Annotated in this window: 16 protein-coding genes, 2 pseudogenes and 1 other annotated feature (1 of these 19 cut by a window edge); of the genes and pseudogenes, 13 read left to right on the top strand and 5 right to left on the bottom strand. The window is 40.6% G+C overall.

The window, feature by feature from the left end; all coding sequences use genetic code 11:
* Window positions 1–7 (top strand) — a binding site (T-box leader); it begins 237 nt to the left of the window's first position.
* A gap of 46 nt (window positions 8–53) precedes the next feature.
* The 3 genes from LCL91_RS13015 (at window position 54) to bioB (ending at window position 4,685) form a co-directional block, all read left to right on the top strand.
* The gene (locus LCL91_RS13015) at window positions 54–1,058 is read left to right on the top strand and encodes a tryptophan--tRNA ligase (RefSeq protein ID WP_224882974.1); all 1,005 of its coding nucleotides are present in this window, start codon (window positions 54–56) and stop codon (window positions 1,056–1,058) included.
* Between the two features lie 61 nt (window positions 1,059–1,119).
* Complete coding sequence (locus LCL91_RS13010) at window positions 1,120–3,540, top strand: EAL domain-containing protein (RefSeq protein WP_224882972.1); 2,421 nt, start codon at window positions 1,120–1,122, stop codon at window positions 3,538–3,540.
* 149 nt (window positions 3,541–3,689) lie between these two features.
* A complete protein-coding gene (gene bioB / locus LCL91_RS13005) occupies window positions 3,690–4,685 on the top strand; it encodes a biotin synthase BioB (RefSeq protein WP_305078264.1) in 996 nt (331 codons plus the stop codon).
* A gap of 36 nt (window positions 4,686–4,721) precedes the next feature.
* Here bioB and LCL91_RS13000 read toward each other — a convergent pair whose 3' ends face one another.
* Window positions 4,722–5,327 carry an STAS domain-containing protein gene (locus LCL91_RS13000; protein ID WP_369522958.1) on the bottom strand — a complete coding sequence of 202 codons (606 nt, stop codon included), beginning with the start codon at window positions 5,325–5,327 and terminating at the stop codon, window positions 4,722–4,724.
* Window positions 5,328–5,360: 33 nt separating this feature from the next.
* On the bottom strand, window positions 5,361–5,564 hold the full coding sequence (locus LCL91_RS12995; protein WP_224882970.1) for a hypothetical protein: 204 nt from the start codon (window positions 5,562–5,564) through the stop codon (window positions 5,361–5,363).
* Between the two features lie 322 nt (window positions 5,565–5,886).
* Between LCL91_RS12995 and LCL91_RS12990 the strand changes: the two genes are divergently transcribed.
* The 3 genes from LCL91_RS12990 to LCL91_RS12980 all read left to right on the top strand — a co-directional run bounded on the left by LCL91_RS12990 (window position 5,887) and on the right by LCL91_RS12980 (window position 9,305).
* Entirely contained in the window at window positions 5,887–7,404 is a 1,518-nt protein-coding gene (locus LCL91_RS12990; protein ID WP_224882969.1) for a BCCT family transporter, read from the top strand.
* A gap of 108 nt (window positions 7,405–7,512) precedes the next feature.
* Window positions 7,513–8,220 (top strand): peptidase E, encoded by a 708-nt coding sequence (locus tag LCL91_RS12985; protein ID WP_224883205.1) that lies wholly within the window; start codon window positions 7,513–7,515, stop codon window positions 8,218–8,220.
* 2 nt (window positions 8,221–8,222) lie between these two features.
* Entirely contained in the window at window positions 8,223–9,305 is a 1,083-nt protein-coding gene (locus LCL91_RS12980; protein ID WP_224882968.1) for an aminoglycoside phosphotransferase family protein, read from the top strand.
* A 98-nt stretch (window positions 9,306–9,403) separates the two neighbouring features.
* On the opposite strand, the gene LCL91_RS12975 is transcribed toward LCL91_RS12980, so the two are convergent.
* Complete coding sequence (locus tag LCL91_RS12975; protein ID WP_224882967.1) at window positions 9,404–10,228, bottom strand: STAS domain-containing protein; 825 nt, start codon at window positions 10,226–10,228, stop codon at window positions 9,404–9,406.
* A gap of 124 nt (window positions 10,229–10,352) precedes the next feature.
* On the opposite strand from LCL91_RS12975, the gene LCL91_RS12970 reads away from it, so the two are divergent.
* Complete coding sequence (locus LCL91_RS12970; RefSeq protein WP_224882966.1) at window positions 10,353–10,682, top strand: winged helix-turn-helix transcriptional regulator; 330 nt, start codon at window positions 10,353–10,355, stop codon at window positions 10,680–10,682.
* Window positions 10,683–10,718: 36 nt separating this feature from the next.
* On the opposite strand, the gene LCL91_RS12965 is transcribed toward LCL91_RS12970, so the two are convergent.
* On the bottom strand, window positions 10,719–12,293 hold the full coding sequence (locus LCL91_RS12965) for a peptide chain release factor 3 (protein WP_224882965.1): 1,575 nt from the start codon (window positions 12,291–12,293) through the stop codon (window positions 10,719–10,721).
* A 145-nt stretch (window positions 12,294–12,438) separates the two neighbouring features.
* Here LCL91_RS12965 and LCL91_RS12960 point away from each other — a divergent pair, with 145 nt between their 5' ends.
* The 6 genes and pseudogenes from LCL91_RS12960 to LCL91_RS12935 form a co-directional block, all read left to right on the top strand.
* Window positions 12,439–12,861, top strand: a complete 423-nt coding sequence (locus LCL91_RS12960) for a flavoprotein (RefSeq protein ID WP_224882962.1) — start codon at window positions 12,439–12,441, stop codon at window positions 12,859–12,861.
* A gap of 354 nt (window positions 12,862–13,215) precedes the next feature.
* Window positions 13,216–14,421 carry an MFS transporter gene (locus LCL91_RS12955; RefSeq protein ID WP_224882960.1) on the top strand — a complete coding sequence of 402 codons (1,206 nt, stop codon included), beginning with the start codon at window positions 13,216–13,218 and terminating at the stop codon, window positions 14,419–14,421.
* 12 nt (window positions 14,422–14,433) lie between these two features.
* Window positions 14,434–14,928, top strand: a pseudogene (locus tag LCL91_RS12950) (LLM class flavin-dependent oxidoreductase); the annotation flags it as partial.
* Window positions 14,929–15,066: 138 nt separating this feature from the next.
* On the top strand, window positions 15,067–15,465 hold the full coding sequence (tnpA, locus tag LCL91_RS12945; protein ID WP_224882958.1) for an IS200/IS605 family transposase: 399 nt from the start codon (window positions 15,067–15,069) through the stop codon (window positions 15,463–15,465).
* An 11-nt stretch (window positions 15,466–15,476) separates the two neighbouring features.
* Window positions 15,477–16,589, top strand: coding sequence for a transposase (locus LCL91_RS12940; RefSeq protein ID WP_224882956.1), 1,113 nt, complete (start codon window positions 15,477–15,479; stop codon window positions 16,587–16,589).
* A gap of 131 nt (window positions 16,590–16,720) precedes the next feature.
* Window positions 16,721–17,197: pseudogene (locus tag LCL91_RS12935) on the top strand (LLM class flavin-dependent oxidoreductase); the annotation flags it as partial.
* Between the two features lie 24 nt (window positions 17,198–17,221).
* Here LCL91_RS12935 and LCL91_RS12930 read toward each other — a convergent pair.
* Entirely contained in the window at window positions 17,222–19,255 is a 2,034-nt protein-coding gene (locus tag LCL91_RS12930) for a sigma-54 interaction domain-containing protein (RefSeq protein WP_224882953.1), read from the bottom strand.
* Between the last annotated feature and the right edge of the window lie 125 nt (window positions 19,256–19,380).

The raw sequence follows: 19,380 nt of genomic DNA, 5'->3' as shown, positions 1-19,380 counted from the left end.
CCTTTTTTAGAGGATGAGGGGCCTTTTTGTGTTGTCTGAAATGGAGGAGAACGATGAAAAAGACGATTTTAACAGGAATCAAACCAACAGGACGGGTGCATTTAGGCAATTATATTGGTGCTATTAAACCTGCGTTAGCACAAGCAAGCAATGAGGCACTAGACCCAGTCTATTTTGTTGCCGATTATCATGGATTAACAAAAATTCGAGATCAGAAACAGATGCAAGAATTATCATATGGGATTGCGGCCACTTGGCTTGCGCTCGGTCTAGACCCGGCTAAGGTTATTTTCTATCGACAGTCAGATGTACCAGAAATTTTTGAACTATCATGGATTCTAGCCTGCTTTAGCCCAAAAGGATTAATGAATCGAGCTCATGCTTATAAAGCGATTGTCGATAAGAATAGGATGGAGGATCGGGAAGAAGACGATGGGGTAAATATGGGGTTATTTACGTATCCGATCTTAATGGCTTCCGATATTTTATTGTTTCAATCCCAATACGTTCCTGTAGGAAAAGACCAAATCCAACATGTAGAGATTGCACGTGATTTGGCAACGGCTTTTAACCATCAATTTGGTGACATATTTACAATGCCGAATCACATAGTTGATGAAAATACATCGGTTCTTCCTGGACTGGACGGTAGAAAGATGAGCAAAAGTTATCATAATACGATTCCTTTGTTTGAAGAGCCAACTAAGCTGAAGAAGTTAATCAATCGCATTACAACGGATTCGACTGGACCATCGGAACCAAAAAATCCAAACGACTCGACAGTTTTTGCGCTATATAAGGAGTTTGCAAGTAAAGAACAGACAGTTAACATGAGAAAGAGATTCGAAGAAGGGATTGGATGGGGTGAAGCGAAAAAAGAGCTTTTTCTCGTAATGAATGATTACCTTACTGAACCACGAGAAACGTTCCGCTACTATATGTCTCACAAGGATGAACTTGACCGCATCCTTGAAGAAGGAGCAAAGAAAGCAAGAGCAAAAGCGCAACCGTTATTACAGGAAGTGAAAAGGAAGCTTGGTATTCGGTTGCACACTTAACCTCTGTTTCATTCATGCCGATAAAGATACTGAACAGATTTTTAATCGGAGGCACAAAATCATGATTGAAATATCAGGACAGTACAATTGGTGGATCGTTTTACTGTCTTTAATAATAGCTGTTTTTGCATCTTATAGCGCGTTAGATCTTGCGGGGCGGGTAGCTTATTCAAAAGGGATACGCAAGTGGATATGGGTTATTGGCGGAGCGGGTACGATGGGGATTGGAGTCTGGTCCATGCATTTTATCGGTATGCTGGCTTTTTCGATGCCGATGGCGATGACTTACAACATCCCGCTCGTTTTCTTATCTATAAGTGCAGCATTCTTAGGTTCATTGATTGCTCTTGTGGCTATTGGTGGAAAACAACTTTCTATAAGAAGACTCATTGTTGCAACGGTTTTTATGTCAGGTGCTATTATCGCGATGCATTATATTGGCATGGAAGCGATGGAAATGGTGGAAATCACCTACAATCCCTGGCTACTAAGTACATCAGCTTTAATCGCGATTGTTGCTTCTTTTGGAGCGCTGAAACTATCTTTTACACTCTCAAGACCGAAGAAAATTCGTCATATCATTTTGTTGAAATTAGGTAGTGCAAGTGTGATGGGGTTGGCGATTGCGGGGATGCATTATGTTGGGCTAGAGGCTGCTACCTTTTATATGGCACAATACCATAACCCTCTTATGAACGGATTAGATACGTCAGCCCTCTCGATTGTAATTGCCATTGGCACGCTTTGTGTACAAACTATTTTAATTTTCGGTATTGTCACCGAACGTAAATTTATTAAACAGGAAACGGAGTTAAAGGGAAATGACTACCGTTTACGTTCTCTTTTAACATATAGCATTGATGCAATTTTAACACTTACAGTAGACGGCAGAATTCGTTCGCTGAATCCTGCTGGAGAAGCGTTGTTTCAAGTGAAAAGGAATCAGCTAAGTCGTATCGACCCCGTTGATTTCTTTGGAGAAAAGGAACTTGAACGTGTACGAAAGTACTTTCTCACAGTTCACAAAACGAGGCAGGCGGTCAGTTTTAACACAAGTATTATAACGCTTGATAAAGAGGTGAGTGAGCTAAATGTCACGTTTGTTCCAATCTATTTAAATGAGAAACTAGATCGGATTTATGCGATGACTAAGGATATTACGAGACAACAAAAGGCGGAGAGACAAACGCATCAGATGGCTTACTACGATGCCTTAACTTCTTTACCGAATCGTCGGTCATTTGTCGAGCACTTAGAGGGCCACCTTAAAAGGGATCAACAGGGTGACCTGGCAGTGATGATGCTTGATTTAGATCGCTTTAAAGTGATCAATGATGCCCTTGGGCACAATACAGGAGATCTGTTCCTTTGTGCAGTAGCAGAGAGATTGGCGTCTGTTGTGTCCCCCTATGGTTTCCTTTCTCGGCTTGGGGGAGATGAGTTTGTTATTGTACTTAATGGTGTTAAAGACATCTATCCTGATGCCCTTGCGAACCAAATTATTGAAGCTTTTGAGAAGCCGTTTCGCGTAGGTTCACATGATTTATCGACTTCAGCAAGTATTGGGATTGCAGTAACGTCAGCTGATGGGAGAGATGTGGAATCCTTAATGAAACGTGCGGACATCGCGATGTATTCAGCCAAGGGACGTAACCGTCAGAAATACCAATTCTATTCAACAGCAATGGGACAAAAAAGCGAATCAAGATTAGTGGAAGAAAGTTCGTTAAGAACCGCACTGCTCAATCAGGAATTTATTTTACATTACCAACCACAGGTGAAATGTGAGGATGGCGCACTCTCAGGAGTCGAGGCGCTTGTGCGCTGGCAGGTGAATGAGGGAGAACTCAGGTACCCAGGTGATTTTATTTCCCTGGCTGAAGAAACAGGATTAATTGTCGAGCTTGGAAGTCAAGTGCTCGATATGGCGTGTGAACAAGCGAAGAAATGGAGCGATCAAGGTCATTCCCTTCGCGTTTCAGTTAATCTTTCGCCTAAACAATTTCAAAGTGATGAACTCATTACAACTGTAAAAGAAACGCTTGACCGTTACAAGCTTGATCCAGCGTTACTCGAGCTTGAAGTAACCGAAAGTATGACAATGGAAAATTCAACTCGTTCGTCCTGGATGATCACTTCACTCCGGGACCTTGGAGTGAGTATATCAATCGATGACTTTGGAACGGGTCATAGTTCTTTAAGTTATTTAAAAGACTTTTCGATTAATCAGGTGAAAATTGATAAATCCTTTATTGATGAGCTGACTCAAAATGTGAAGTCTGATCAAATTACGAGTGCCATTATTGCAATGAGCAAGCAATTGAAATTGCATGTCATCGCTGAAGGGGTTGAAACGGTTGAACAAGCTGAATTTCTATCTCAAAAAGGCTGTGATAGCATACAGGGTTATTACTACAGCAAGCCTGTTCCATCGAACCAAATAGAAGAAACCTATTTCATGATTGACCAAGCACCGGCTTAGTAGAAATCATGGTAAACCACACTGTTTTCATAGTGTGGTTTTTTTGTATAAGAACCACGCTTCGACTCTATTGACAGTTTGTTAACCTGATGATAATTTAATGTTAACTTGTATTTATTTATAGTTAACATATATAAGGGAGGCGTATGATGCAAATAGTAATGAACCATTCGGTGGAGAGCTGGGAGCATTTTGCTGATTTAGCTCTAGAGGGGAAAGCATTAACAAAAGAACAAGCTTTAACAATTTTATCATCACCAGACGAGGAGTTATTACCTCTTTTACATGCGGCTTTTAGAGTACGAAAGCACTACTATGGTAAGAAAGTGAAGTTAAATATGATTATCAACGCAAAAAGTGGGCTATGTCCGGAAGATTGTGGGTACTGTGCTCAATCCGCTTTTGCGGACACAAGCGTCAGTAAATATCCTTTACTTGATCAAGAAACATTAGTTGAAGGAGCTAAAGAAGCGATGCATCGTAAAGCTGGCACTTACTGTATCGTTATGAGTGGACGCGGAGCAACAAATCGAGAACTAGATAAAGTGATAAGTGCGGTCGAGCATATTAAGTCAGAAATGCCGCTAAAGATTTGTGCGTGTCTTGGTATTCTCTCTGAAGATCAAACAGAGCGGTTAAAACAGGCAGGGGTCGATCGCTATAATCATAATGTTAATACAAGTAAGGGGTACCATGAGAAGGTTACCTCAACGCATACATATGATCATCGTGTTAAAACGGTAGAAAATGTGAAAAGGTCTGGGATTTCACCATGTTCTGGTTGCATTATTGGAATGGGAGAAACCGTTGAGGATGTGTATGACATAGCAAATGAACTTCGTCAGCTAGATGCCGATTCTATTCCTGTTAATTTTCTCTATTCTGTACCAGGGACGAAGCTTGAACAGATGGATGAACTAAATCCACGCTACTGTCTAAAAGTACTAGCCCTTTTTCGGTTCATGAATCCGACGAAGGAAATTCGAGTTTCTGGGGGACGTGAGGTTAACCTTCGCTCACTTCAAGTAATGGGTTTATATGCAGCAAATTCCATCTTTGTTGGTGACTACTTAACAACGAATGGTGCGGATGCAACTGCGGATCACCAAATGATAGAGGATCTTGGATTTGAAATTGAATCATAGACAAAAAGGACTGCCTTTGCTTACTGGCGGTCCTTTTTAATCCTTAATAAGCTTGTATCCAATCCAATTTAAGGCCTGTTGAAGGTTTGATTTTACTACAATTTGATCGAAATCACTCGTCGCCTGAACCGCTTTAATCGCAAGTTCTGGACGAATACCTGTTACAATCATCTGAACACCGATCAACTTAAGAGATTGTCCAATCTTTAGCAAGTTCGTTGCACTTGCAGAATGAATATTCGCTAGCCCCGATAAGTCGAAGATCAAGTAGTCAAGCTGATTTTTTGCACTCTCAGCAAGCGCTCTTTCCATTAGTCGTTCGGTTCGTATTTCATTTACGTCTCCGATAATTGGAAGAATGGCTACTTCCTCTGAGATAGGAACAACAGGGACAGAGAGAGACTCTATTTCTGTATTTGCTCGTTCTAATTCAAGAACATTACCTAACAGGTTGGCCATCGCTTTAAACAAGTCGATGTGATCCTGGGTATAGTGAAAGGGTTTTAAATCGAGTCCGCAAAGCGTTCCGAAATTATCGCCATTTCGGTAATAAATTGGTACTCCGATTAACGAGCCACCACCAAGGTTTTTCGTTACTTCCATATCTTTTGTTGAATCATGAGTAGCTAAATCATCAATGATAAGGGGTTCACGACCGCCTTTAACAATGAATTGTCAGTAAGAATCTCGATATAGGGTTTCAAAACCTGATTCGAGAATAATTTCATCTCTGTTAAAAGAAGAAATGATATCGACATCGGTTTTATCATTTTTTGCTATGAAAAATGTATTAACACCTACAAATTTACTAATAACCTCTAGTACATCTCTCGAAGCATCCTCGATCGAAGTATAGGTAGGAGTATTTGACTCAATCATTTCATTCACCTCTCTTCATAAGACCTTATAACACTTATGTCTCTATAGTATCGTATCATTAATAAGATAGATATGAAAAAATAAATCACTAGTAATGGAAAATGGTACTTTTGATAAACACAATTGCAACTGAAATAAATTTTCATTCTTTTTAAATTTATAGCTTAAATGTTGATGATTAGGGTAAAAGAAGAAAAGAGAATTTTGAACGAATTCTACATAACGGTAGACGAAATGGATGCAAAAGTGAAAGGAGATCTCGATGTATTGATCCGGCATCGTTTGTTATACGTAAGAAGCTAATTAATTAAGAGGTGAGTTAATGAAAAATGCAACGCTTGTTTTTTGGTATAGTCTCATTGTTTGTACGTTAGTTGTGTTATGGGGAGCGATCTGGCCGGAGCATTTACAGTCAGTAACGTCCACAGCTACAGCTTTCATATCAAGTCGATTTGGATGGTATTACCTCCTCATTATTATGGGGATTCTTGTTTTTTGTGTATACTTGATTTTTTCAAGATTTAAAGATATTAAACTTGGTGGCAAAAATGACAAGCCAGAGTTCAGCTTACCAACATGGTTTGCGATGCTGTTCAGTGCAGGAATGGGAATGGGAATGGTTTTCTGGACAACCGCTGAGCCAATCTCTCATGCTTTCAAAAATAGTCCAAGTGGCGAATTAGGAACGGATAAAGCGATTGTTGAATCTCTTCAATATTCCTTTTTTCACTGGGGTGTTCACGCCTGGGCTGTTTATGCCCTTGTTGCGCTCGTCCTCGCCTATTTTAAATTCCATAAAGGGTATCCCGGATTAATTAGTGCTACACTAACCCCTTTGTTTGGAGAAAAACGAATGCAAGGGACGCTCGGACACATGATTGACACGCTTGCTGTTGTTGCGACAGTTATAGGCGTTGCGGCAACGCTTGGGTTCGGATCAGCACAAATTAATCAAGGACTGAAGTTTTTATTTGATGCTCCAGCGAACTTCTCAGTTCAGCTGCTCATTCTCGTAATTTCAACCGCGTTATTTATTGCTTCTGCATGGTCTGGGTTAAAAAGAGGAATTAAATATTTAAGTAATATTAATATGATTCTCGGTTTTGCTCTTATGATTCTTCTGCTTATTGTCGGACCAACGCTATATATTATGAATATGTTTACTGGCTCTTTAGGTGGCTACATATCGAACTTTTTCGATATGAGTTTTCACATTGAACCGATTAACAACGATCAGCGCTCATGGGTTGATAGTTGGACGATTTTTTACTGGGCATGGTGGATTTCATGGTCCCCTTTCGTTGGAATCTTTATTGCGAGAATTTCAAGGGGACGTACGATAAAAGAATTTATGCTTGGTGTATTATTTGTTCCTTCAATTGTCTGTTTCATTTTCTTTGCGGTCTTTGGAGTTTCAGCTCTCGACTTGCAACAAAGTGGAATTGCAACGATTTCCGATTATTCGATAGAGACGGCAACATTTGCTGTTTTACAAGAGTACCCTCTTGGCACATTAATGTCGTTTATTACGATTTTTGTTATTGCGATTTTCTTTATTACATCAGCAGATTCGGCAACATTTGTATTAGGAATGCTTAGTACCTCAGGATCATTGAATCCTTCAGCCGTGATTAAGATCGTATGGGGCTTATCCCTTTCTGCCATGGCGGCAATCATCGTTTACTTCGGTGGAACGCAAGGCCTGCAAAATATGCTAATCCTTGCTGCTTTACCATTTTCAGTCGTTGTCCTAATGATGGGTTACTCCTTCTATCGGGCGGCGAGTAAAGAAGTACTATCGAAAAGAAAAAGAGCAAAAGCACAAAAAGAAGCGGTGTAATAAGATAAATAAGCTGTGTTCCTCCAGGGGGACACAGCTTTTTTGCAGGAAAAAAGGAGAAAATCGGGAATTTCTTAATGAAAGGTGACTATGGAAGGAATGAGGAAGTTGAAACAAATTATCGCGATGGGTGGCGGAGGTTTTTCAATGGAACCCGACAACCCGCTATTGGATCGCTATATCTTAAAGCAAGCTATCAGCAAGCACCCAAAAATCTGTTTTATCCCGACTGCTAGCGGTGATGCAGATGGATACATAGCAAGATTCTATGCATTTTTTGAAAAACAGTTATGCGTGCCATCTCATTTGTCTTTGTTCAAACCACATGTGAAAGATATCGAAGCCTTCTTGTTAAGTCAGGATATTCTGTATGTAGGGGGAGGAAACACAAAAAATCTTCTCGTCCTCTGGAAAGAATGGGGACTTGATCACATAATGAGGCAAGCCTGGGAGAAAGGTATCGTATTAGCCGGCATAAGCGCAGGGGCGATCTGCTGGTTTGAAGAAGGGGTTACCGATTCATTTGGGGATGAGCTTCACGCGCTGGATTGTCTTGGCTTTCTACCAGGGAGTAGCTGTCCTCACTTTGATGGAGAAGATAAGCGACGATCTGCCTATCATGCTTTGATTGATTCAGGTCACATGCAACCAGGAGTAGCGCTCGATGATGGAGCAGCTGTACACTATGTGGACGATTCGATGAAGGTGGTCGTAAGTTCACGCAAAGAAGCGTATGCCTATAAAGTTGAGAGACTGCAGGTAGATGAAGAGCGGTTGGCGACGATTTATCTCGGAAATGAAAAGGAGAATACATAAAGATGGAGTTCCTTACGACACAAAACGTTTCAGAAGTTGCTCTGATGAATCAAGCTTTAGCTAATGAAGGGTTACGTCCCTTATCGGATCGCGAAATCCATCTCTTGGGAGAAGGTGCCTGGCACTTTGCCTTTTTACTGGAGAAGGAACAGGTCGTTCTCCGGATTCCTAAGAAAGTGGCCTATGAGAAAGAGGTTCATTTCCAACAAAAAGAGTTAACAGCAGAGTATGCTGCAACAAAAGCTTTTTATCAACATGCTAATCGAGCAAAAGAAGGGGTATGTCCTGAGTTCTTTACATTTTTTGTACAACCAGAGTTAACGTATACGTTAGAATCGTACTTGGGAAAATCTGATATACTTGGTGATTTGACAATAAACCAATCACGTCAATATGGAAGAGAAATAGGAGACTTTTTTCTCGCTCTAGAATCGATGGAATCTCCCTATAATGGGATTGGGTACTTGAAGTGTGATCAGAATGGTAAGTTAAAAGGTGAGCTAGATATAGATCAAAAAGAGTTCGTTATGGAAGAGACGAGGGAGTATGTGGAGGAGTTAAATTTTTTGCTTGCAAGCGACTATGATTTTGATAAGCAAAGAGTTGAAGCCGTTGGAAGAGAACTGATCTCTGCTCGTTCCGTAAGCGTTGAAAAAATAACGTTTACGAATCAAGATACGTCTCCTGAGAACCTGATCTTTTCAGAAGGTGGCCTTAAGATGCTTGATCCGTATCCGCTTCTTTCTCCAGGTGTTTCGCTAGCTGCGAATCACGTTTTCAATTACCATTATCTCTTTCCTTCTTTTCATAACACACTTAGATACCGGAAAGGAAATTATCTTCAATCTCTTCCGCAATTAAGAGCTAACGCTGAAGGGTTTAAAGAAGCCTATACAGTCTGTTCGAAAGGGGATAACCTGCACATTGAAGTTTTCTTAAAGCTTGTTACGATGACCTATACTCATTATCAGTTAATAAATGAAAAATCATTAAGTCGTGAACAGGTGATTCGTTATGGTACGAAAGCGCAAATTGAAGAGCGGTTCGTTCATTTCCTAAAACAGCTTGAGCAATTTCCTCAATGATAAAGCAAAGAAAACACCTTTTTTTACGCAAAATAAAAACCACACCGAAGTGTAGTTTTCATTTGAGTGCAGTATCTCATATCAATGGAATAGACGAACTACCTTTCTACCATTCCGAGAGATTTTAGAGCTCCTTCTAAATTCTGTTTAATTGTAAGGGATTGCAAATCGAGTCCTAATGAGACAACGCCGATGGCAACTTCAGAACTAACCCCAGTTACAATGATATCCACGCCCATTACTTCTAGTGAATCAACGATTTTGAAGAGGTGTTGGGTCATCATTGTATCAAGTGTTGCGACACCGGATAGATCAAGAATAAGAGAGCGAATCTTTTTTGCGCTGGATTCCATTAATGTTCGTTCAAGAATAAGATTTGCGCGTTTTTCATCAATTTCCCCGATGATTGGGCAAATCGCTACACGAGAAGATAGTTTAATAATGGGTACAGATAATGCATCATCTTGATAGTATTCTGATCGAAGGCTATTTGTTTTTTGTGTTAAATAGCTTTCGGTAAAATGATGAATAAAATAATCAATCAACGGATCGACGATTTTTGTAATGGTAATGATGTCTGAAACCGTAAGTGAGAAAGTTTGCTGATTCTCTTCTATATAACTAAGAAGCGATTGTTTAACGACTGAAATGCTCATTAACACCGTATCCAAATAAGCTGGGCTAGCATCCATTTCTTTAAAACTTGAAACCTGCTCTGTTGGATAAGAAACTTCTTCAGCTTCGATCGATTCACCTAATGAGACGATGATCTGGTCGGTAAATGTGTAAGGGACAATGTTTGGAAGACCCTGTTCTTTGACGGAAATTTCAATTTGATGCCGCGCGTTTGCTGTGATGTGAGCGATGTTATTTAGGATGGATTGCCCTATAGATTGGACAGTGTGTGAAATGTTTTCGGACATAGAAACTCCCCTCTAACTTTGTAGTTAACTTATGATAAAATAAGGTTAATATATGCTTATCTTACTACAATGCACGTTTTTGTGAAGAAGTATATTACTATATACCTGGAGGTGCAGGGGGAATTTGAACAAATCCGTGGAGGATATGAAAACGACGCTTGATGTAGTCTGTGGGAAGTGGAAAGCCGTTTTGCTGCTAGAATTAGTGGAGGAGCCTCTTCGATTTAGCGAGATAAAAAAGGCGATACCACGCATTCCTCATCAAACGTTAATTAAACATCTCAAAGAACTTGAACAAGATGGGTTAATTAACCGAGTAGAATCGGATGATGTACCGCCCAAAGTCGAGTATTCTTTAACTTCATATGGTTATGCTCTTGAACCATTGCTTCAAGAAATGGAAAGATGGGGAAGAGTTCACCGCTCTCGTTCTGAAGAAACGATTGCAAACTAAAAGGAACGTGCAGATGCACGTTCCTTTTGTTTAGGTTTATCTTGATTCTCTTAGTGGAATATCTGGATTTTTATCCTGGAACCATCTAAGCGCAAAGTCGTTTTGGAACAGAAGAACAGGGCGCTTAAGCTGATCGTAAACAAGCATATTGCGAACACTGTCTACTTTCTCTTCTGGATTATCCGTTTCAATCCACCTTGCATGCTGATGCGGCATTGTATCAAATTGAATATCGACGTTGTATTCACCTTTCATGCGATATTCAAAGATTTCAAACTGAAGACGTCCAACGACGCCGATGACAATTTCATCCCAGTGTGCGGTACGATAAACTTGAATCGCACCTTCTTCGGAAAGTTGTTGTACCCCTTTATAGAAGTGCTTCTGTTTCATCGCTTTTTGAGCACGAACTTTCGCAAAATGTTCAGGTGGGAATGTTGGTAAGGCACCGAAGGAATAGACATTTTTTGAACCAACAAGCGTGTCACCAATTTGATACGTTCCTGAATCATAGAGACCAACAATATCACCAGGGTATGCTTTTTCTACATTGCCTCGAGAAGAGGCGAAGAAAAGTTGCCCTTGAGATAGTTTTAAGCTTTTTCCAGTACGCTCAAGCCAAGCTTCCATTCCTTTTTCGAATGTGCCTGACACGATACGTAAGAATGCCACGCGGTCACGGTGAGCCGGATTCATGTTTGCTTGAATTTTAAAGATAAACCCTGAGAACGTTTCGTCATCTGGATTTACTTCTCCTTCAGAACTCTCGCGAGGTGCGGGAGAAGGAGCTAGATCAAGAAAGTGGTTTAAGAAGGTAGGCACACCAAAGCTTGAAATGGCACTTCCGAAGAACACAGGCGTTTGCTTACCAGATTGAAGGGCTTCTTCGCTATATGTTGCACCAGCTTCGTCAAGTAGCATCACGTCTTCTTGTAGCTGATTCACAAGATCTTCACCGGCTTTTTCTTTCAGAACAGGGTCATCCAGATCTGAAATTTGGATCGCCTGTTTGTTGTCGCCTTCTGTATCATAGAATTCAACTGCTTTTTGGTGACGGTCGTAAACACCCTGGAACGATTGACCGATCCCGATTGGCCAGTTCATTGGATAGGATTCAATGCCTAGAACATCTTCAATTTCTTCAAGAAGTTCAAGCGGTTCGCGACCCTGGCGATCCATTTTATTAATGAAGGTGAAAATCGGAATGCCGTGCTCACTAACAACTTTAAAGAGCTTCTTTGTTTGTGACTCGACCCCTTTAGCAGCATCGATAATCATGACAACACTGTCAACAGCAAGGAGGGTACGGTACGTATCTTCACTAAAATCTTCGTGTCCTGGTGTATCGAGAATATTAATGGTATGACCTTTGTAGTTAAAGTTCATTACACTCGACGTAACGGAAATACCACGCTGTTTCTCAATTTCCATCCAGTCAGATGTGGCATACTTAGATGATTTTCGAGATTTAACGGTTCCAGTTGAGCGAATCTGACCACCTAAAAACAACAGTTTCTCAGTCAATGTTGTTTTACCAGCATCGGGGTGAGAGATAATCGCAAAGGTTCGTCTCTTCTTTATTTCTTCTTGTAATTCTTTATGGTTACTCATTATGTCATTTAGTCCTTTCAATATCACTTCTTATGTAATATAACATATTCTGACGGTTGTTCCTATTGCGTAAAGGAGGCGAAAAGAGAGAGAAGGAATTCGATGATCGGAGCTCGAAAATGAAAGAGAAAGGAGAGCGATTGCTATGAGTGGATTTCAAGAATTTTTAGAAGAATTTCTAGCGAGCTGGCAGCACTCCTCGTTAGATGAAATAAAAGTTAAAATAAGTGATTCTTATCAAGCAAGGGAGATCTCCAGTCAATCTGAATTATACGATTTTGGCTATGAGGAATCGATTGAAGGTTGGGAGCAAGCATTTAAAGCTTTTAAGAATGATGGATCGACATGGATTTTAAAGAAGCTAGCCGTTACGCCGCTTCGAAGAAATGAAATGCTTGCGATTATTTTCGCTTCTATTGAAGTAGGTGGCAAACAAAGTGAAACAGGAAATGTCTTTTTTAATACTTTTCGTAAAGAAGTCCAAGGAAATTGGAAGCTTGTTAGAAGTTACATTGAAGCCGGAATTCCAGGTGACTATGTAAACGCGTTTGATTTAAAAGAAGAATAGAACAAGAAATCAGAACCTCCCACTAAATTTTAGTGGGAGGTTTTTTGGTGTGCAGCTCTTGATTTGAGCCAATAGGAACTTATAGGTGCCTATATTACAGCAAAGTGCGTACTTTTCAGAGTGAAGAAACGAGCGCATAATCAGAGTCAGCTTGTTCTTGTTGCTTCTTTTTCGCAAGGGGGATGAGTAGGGTGGGTACTTTAAAGTTCCTATCGTACTTTTTGGGTACTGCGGTACAAAAAAGTGCGTACTTCTATTATTGTCTAGAAGGTTGCATAATCAGGTGTACCGCCGAAAAGGGAGGCGCCTCCCTGTCGTTTCGGCACTAAAAAAATTCAAGGAGGAATTCGCTTTATGAGTTCTCAAACACATACAATGTCACATTCGAAAGAAAAATCCAGTGGTACTCTTGCCCTTCTAGCGCTCGCGATTAGTGCATTTGGAATTGGAACAACTGAATTTGTTCCTGTTGGCCTTCTGTCTTCTATAGCAGATGACTTATCGATTTCGATTACACTTGCTGGCTTATTGATTTCAGGTTACGCCATAGGAGTAGCAATTGGTGCTCCCGTTCTAACTGCTTTAACTGGAAAAATGAATCGGAAAACGCTCCTGATGTCCTTAATGGTCGTCTTTATCATTGGTAACCTTGTAGCGGGAATTTCTACATCGTTCGGTTTATTACTCGTCGCCAGGTTTATTACCGCTTTTTCACACGGAATTTTCTTTTCAATCGGTTCAACGATTGCAGCAGACCTCGTTCCAGAAAATAAACGGGCGAGTGCGATTGCCTTTATGTTTACAGGATTAACGGTTGCTACAGTAACTGGTGTTCCACTAGGTACATTTATTGGACAAGCATTTGGTTGGAGAGCGACATTTCTTGGTGTTGCCTTACTAGGTGTCATTGGAATTATCGCGAGTGCCATTCTCGTTCCAAAAGATTTGAAAGAAGCTCCGCCAGCGAAATTTAGTGAACAGTTAAAGATCTTAACGAATGGAAAATTACTATTAGCTTTTGCGATTACAGCGTTAGGTTACGGTGGTACATTTGTTGCTTTTACGTATTTAGCTCCGCTTCTTGAAGATGTCACAGGGTTTAGTGCGAAATTTGTTAGTGTCATTTTACTCGTGTATGGTGTGGCAGTTGCAATTGGAAATATGATTGGCGGTAAAGCGTCGGATAAAAACCCATTAAAAGCATTGTTCTGGATGTTTGTCCTGCAAGCGATCATTCTTTTCGTGATGACATTTGCACTCCCGTTCAAAGTAGCTGGCATTATTACGATATTCTTCATGGGATTATTTGCCTTTATGAATGTTCCTGGGTTGCAAGTACTTGTTGTTAACCTTGCTGAAAAGTATGTTCCTTCAGCGGTAAACGTAGCATCCGCACTTAATATCGCAGCATTTAACGTTGGTATTGCGATTGGGTCGTTTGTCGGTGGGGTCATAGTTGATTCAATTGGGTTAATTCACACGCCGTGGATTGGCGGCATTATGGTTGTAGGAGCGGTCGCTCTTACAGGTTGGCTTCGTGCGATGGAAAGAAAAGCGTAGGAGGTTCTAATCATGAATTTATTTGAAAAACATCAAGCCTATAAAAGAACGTATCAGGAAGGTGAGCTAACGCTTGGTCTTCATATTCCACTTGAGAATTATCAGTTCAGTACACCGACGATGGAAAAACAGGTGGAGCTGGCTCAAGGAGCCGAACAATATGGTTTTACAGCGCTATGGTTGCGGGATGTTCTTTTAAAAGATCCGCAATTTGGTGATCCTGCCACCGGTCAAATTTACGATATGATGATTTATTTAACGTATCTTGCTTCGAAAACGACGAGAATTGGGCTTGGGACGGCAGCGGCTGTTTTGCCGCTTCGCCACCCTTTAAGAGTAGCGAAGGAAGTAGCAACGATTGATCAGCTTTTCCCTGAAAGACTGTTTCTCGGTGTTTCATCAGGTGACAGACAATCTGATTTCCGTGGATTAAATGCATCCCATGCAAACCGAGGTCATGATTTTGTAGAGGCGTTTCGCTATTTAACAAACTTCCGAAAGAAGTCTCCCTCTTCAAGCGTGTGAAGGGCGTAGCCCAACGGTAAGGGGGAGATGAATTTCGGTTAGGGGACAGCTCACAAGTTTCTGCCTTCTTGACTCCATATGGTATAATCAGTCTTATTACGTATGAGGACTGATATAAAAGTGAATTTAGATAGTAATAACCATTCAGTGTTCTTGATGTATTACCATTTGGTATTGGTTGTGAAATATAGAAGGAAAGTCATTGATGACACCATTTCAGATTATTCGAAAGAAAAGTTCCTATCCTTGGGTGAGAAATACAACATCACTCTGGTCGAATGGAACCACGATTTTGACCACGTTCATATTCTGTTCAAAGCCCATCCTAATACCGAACTATCAAAGTTTATCAATGCCTATAAAAGTGCCAGCTCAAGACTGATCAAAAAAGAATTTCCTTTTGTGCGAAAGAAACTATGGAAAGAAATGTTTTGGTCAAGAAGTTTTTGTTTGTTGACCACTGGTGGTTCGCCTATTGAGGTGGTTAAAAAATACATCGAAAATCAAGGGGTAAAGTGAGGTGATTGGATATGGCCAAACTGAATAAAGCATACAAATTCAGAATATACCCAACTGATGAACAGTCTTTGATGATCGGTAAAACCTTTGGTTGTGTTCGCTTTGTTTACAACAAAATGTTAGCTGAACGAAAAGAAGCCTATGAAAACCTAAAAGATGATAAAGAAGCATTGAAATCCGTAAAACACCCTACCCCTGCCAAGTACAAAAAAGAGTATGAATGGCTAAAGGAAGTAGACTCACTAGCGTTGGCAAACGCACAATTAAATTTAGATAAGGCATATAAAGCCTTCTTCAAAGGGAATGCCAAGTTTCCGAAATTCAAAAGCAAGCGACACAGACAAAGCTACACAACAAATGTCGTAAACAGTAATATCGAGTTGTTGGATGGTCATATCAAGTTACCTAAACTAAAAAAGGTCAAAATCAAACAACATCGAGAAATACCTTTCGTGCACAAAATCAAATCTTGCACCCTATCGATCACGGCATCAGGAAAATACTATCTTTCTATTCTGACAGAGTATGAGAAGGAAATCGAAGCCAAAGAAATCAAAGAAGTAATTGGGTTAGATTTTGCGATGGATGGGTTGTTTGTTGATAGTGAGGGTGAGAAAGCCAATTACCCTAAATTTTATCGCCAAATGCGTGATAAATTAGCAAAAGAACAGCGGAAACTTTCTCGAAAAAAGAAAGGCTCTTCGAATTGGAATAAGCAACGTATCAGAGTTGCCAAAATCCAAGAGAAAGTCGCCAATCAACGTAAAAACTTTCTTCACCATACATCCAAAAAATTAGTGACTCATTTTGATGCTGTTGTGATGGAAGATTTGGATATGAAAGGGATGTCGCAAGCATTAAAGTTTGGAAAAAGTGTTGCCGATAATGGTTGGGGAATGTTTACCTCTTTCTTACAATACAAACTAAACGAACAAGGGAAACAACTTATCAAAATAGACAAATGGTTCCCATCCACAAAAACTTGCTCGAAATGTGGTTCGGTAAAAGAAATCAAACTATCAGAGCGAACTTATCAGTGCACGTGTGGTCTAAATATCGATAGAGATTACAATTCAGCACTTAATATCAAAAAAGAAGGCATTCGCTTATTAGCAAGTGCCTGATGAAAATATAAACTTTTGGAACAAGAGGGTTAGCTTGGTCAATTTCGTCAGCTGATAAAAGTGGCGATTACCCAAGAAGCCCCCACTTCAAGCAACTCGTAAGGGTGGTAAGTGGTGGGAGTAGTTCACATGAAGCTTTATACCAGGAGTTCCCATCGATTCACTCTGAACAGGGCACGATTCATGGAGCCAACCTTGTACCAAAACCTATGAAAAGAGTCCCTACATTTATTACAGGTTTTGCACAGCAGTCGATGGAATGGTTTGCGGAACACGGCGATGGGTGGATGTACTATCCTCGAGGCCCGGTGCAACAAAGGGAAGCGATTGCGGCTTGGCGAGAGCTTTCAGAGAAATATCATCCTGGTGTGTTTAAACCATTCAGCCAGCCGATGCACCTTGATTTGGCAGAAGATCCGAATGAGCAGCCAACACCGATTCGTCTCGGTTTTCGGATTGGACGGAACGTGTTGATCAAGCTTCTTAACATCTATAAAGAAGCTGGGGTGAATCATCTCTTCTTTGCGCTCTTTGACAGTAATCGTCCTGCAGATGAAGTCATTCAAGAGCTTGGAGAAGAAGTTGTGCCACATTTTCCAGCTCGATAAAGCGAAAGCCGTTAGGGAAATTCCCTAACGGCTTTTTTCGTAAGCTTTTAACTGAGCTAAATATCGCTCGCCTTCTAAGGTGATTTGGGTTCCTGCTCGGCCGCGGCCTTTTACTACATATCCCTTGCTTTCAAGATCGTTTAAGCGTAAGCGGATTTGCTGAGGAGAGAGTGGGTGTGATAAAGTTGCGCTTTTCTTTGAAAGAAAATCTCGGCTGACGGTTTTGCCTTCGTCATTTCGATTCTTCATCGTTTGCAAGATGACGAAATGATCCTTTGCATCGATGGTGCTTACTGGGAGATTCGTTTGCTTCTCGCTTTTTGGTTCAAGGCGATGATGGGGGAGGTCGTCAAGTGTAATCGTAGAGCCGCCTGCGACCACAAGCGCATAATCAATCATGCTTTTCAGCTCGCGAATATTTCCTGGCCAATGATGGGCCATAAACGCTTCAATCACTTGCGGGTCCACTTTCATCCACGTGCCGCTTTTTGTAACAAAATAGTTTGTGAGTGATTGAATGTCGCTCAAACGTTCACGAAGTGGAGGGATCGCAAGTTGAAGGACATTTAATCGGTAAAATAAATCCGAGCGAAACGTACCTTCTGTAATTTTTTGTTCAAGGTTTTTATTTGTAGCAGCAATGACTCTTACATTAATCGGCGTAATTTTTCTACCACCAATCCTTCTAATTTCTTTTTCTTGAAGAACGCGCAGTAAGTGGGCTTGGACTGTTGGACTAATATCACCAATCTCATCGAGGAAAATCGTTCCGTTATCTGCGAGCTCAAATAGTCCTTGCTTTCCTCCGCGCTGAGCTCCTGTAAAAGTGCCTTCTTCATAACCAAATAATTCACTCTCTAAAAGACTTTCCGTCAAAGCGCTACAATTAATCGCAATAAACGGTCCGTTTTTTCGAAGAGAGTTACGGTGCATCGCATGTGCGAAAAGTTCTTTACCAACGCCTGTTTCTCCGTTAATCAAAACAGGGTGCTCTGCAATGGCGAGTTTTTTTGCGATACGTACGCGTTCAAGAAGGCGGGGGTGTTCACCGAGAATATCTTCGAAGTCATATTTTGCAGCGAATCCCTTCTTATGCTGCTCTCGCTGTGCCGTTTTTTCAATTTCAAATGCCTGATTAACGCTCTTGAAAGTAACAACTGTCGTATGTTCCTCTGGAATTGATTGACGAAAGGCGACAACATCTACTCCGTTCATCGAAACGAATTTATTTTCCTCTAATCCATTAATGATGAAATCTTGAAGATCGGTATCTACTACATATGAAAGATCACGACCAATGACATCTTTGGCTGGCATCTGGAACAGTGCCTCAAGTCGGTGGTTAAACAAGGTAATCTCTCTTTCTTTATTGATGGCAAGAATGCCATCATCGACGGTATTAACGACGTTTTGGTAATGTTCTGTTGTTTGAAGCGCCTCTTTTTCAGCACCAAGAATCTTGCGGTGTAAGACGATCATACTTCGAATGTAGCGCTCGGAAATTTTGGAAGAAACGGAATCGTCCAGTTGAAAATAATCCATTACTTTAATAATCGTCGCCATATCAAAAGGTCTTACTCCGATATCAATGATTTGAGGGATATAAGAGGGGCATAAGTGCGTTTCGCCAGGAGAAACGGCTATGTGAACATTGTCGTAAAACATTTGTCCTCGTTTAAATGGAAGAAACGTCACGTGGTTAATGCCAAGTTGGTAGAGTGATTCAATAACATCAACCGTGGACGGATCGTCATCATTCACCATTAAGACTCTTTCGCCATGTGGAATCGTAAGGAGACGATCAATATAGTCATGACGAATGGTTCGTTTGCCTACAAAGGATTCTTTTCCTGAGATGTTACTTATCGTAGCAGCTTCCGTTTTAGTTGCTTCCGAAGAATACAAGATAACGTGATCTTCAAGTTGATGTGGTAACGATTCGTCAATCGCAAAAGCTCTTACGACGATGTAATCGCCGGCCAACTGATGCAATTGATCATAGAGTATTTTTTTCGTTTGGGTACTTCCAGTAATTAGCGTTAAGGTAGGTCGCTCCAAGTGGTTCACATCTTTTCTAATGTTTTGGTTTTATTGTAACACCGATAAGAACTTAAAAGAACCAATTACGATCTTTATTTAATGATTTTTCGGACAATTCAAGTCTTCATCAAGTTGGCATGAAA

The sequence above is a fragment of the Guptibacillus hwajinpoensis genome, from assembly GCF_020171785.1.
GTDB lineage: Bacteria > Bacillota > Bacilli > Bacillales > Guptibacillaceae > Guptibacillus > Guptibacillus sedimenti.
The sequence above is the reverse complement of the archived record's forward strand: the minus strand, read 5'-3'. Positions and strand labels throughout refer to the sequence as shown.

Coding starts and splice junctions, on each gene's coding strand:
- LCL91_RS13015 (WP_224882974.1), top strand. CDS start 54: ATGAAAAAGACGATTTTAACAGGAATCAAACCAACAGGACGGGTGCAT.
- LCL91_RS13010 (WP_224882972.1), top strand. CDS start 1,120: ATGATTGAAATATCAGGACAGTACAATTGGTGGATCGTTTTACTGTCT.
- bioB (WP_305078264.1), top strand. CDS start 3,690: ATGCAAATAGTAATGAACCATTCGGTGGAGAGCTGGGAGCATTTTGCT.
- LCL91_RS12995 (WP_224882970.1), bottom strand. CDS start 5,564: ATGATTGAGTCAAATACTCCTACCTATACTTCGATCGAGGATGCTTCG.
- LCL91_RS12990 (WP_224882969.1), top strand. CDS start 5,887: ATGAAAAATGCAACGCTTGTTTTTTGGTATAGTCTCATTGTTTGTACG.
- LCL91_RS12980 (WP_224882968.1), top strand. CDS start 8,223: ATGGAGTTCCTTACGACACAAAACGTTTCAGAAGTTGCTCTGATGAAT.
- LCL91_RS12975 (WP_224882967.1), bottom strand. CDS start 10,228: ATGTCCGAAAACATTTCACACACTGTCCAATCTATAGGGCAATCCATC.
- LCL91_RS12965 (WP_224882965.1), bottom strand. CDS start 12,293: ATGAGTAACCATAAAGAATTACAAGAAGAAATAAAGAAGAGACGAACC.
- LCL91_RS12960 (WP_224882962.1), top strand. CDS start 12,439: ATGAGTGGATTTCAAGAATTTTTAGAAGAATTTCTAGCGAGCTGGCAG.
- LCL91_RS12955 (WP_224882960.1), top strand. CDS start 13,216: ATGAGTTCTCAAACACATACAATGTCACATTCGAAAGAAAAATCCAGT.
- LCL91_RS12940 (WP_224882956.1), top strand. CDS start 15,477: ATGGCCAAACTGAATAAAGCATACAAATTCAGAATATACCCAACTGAT.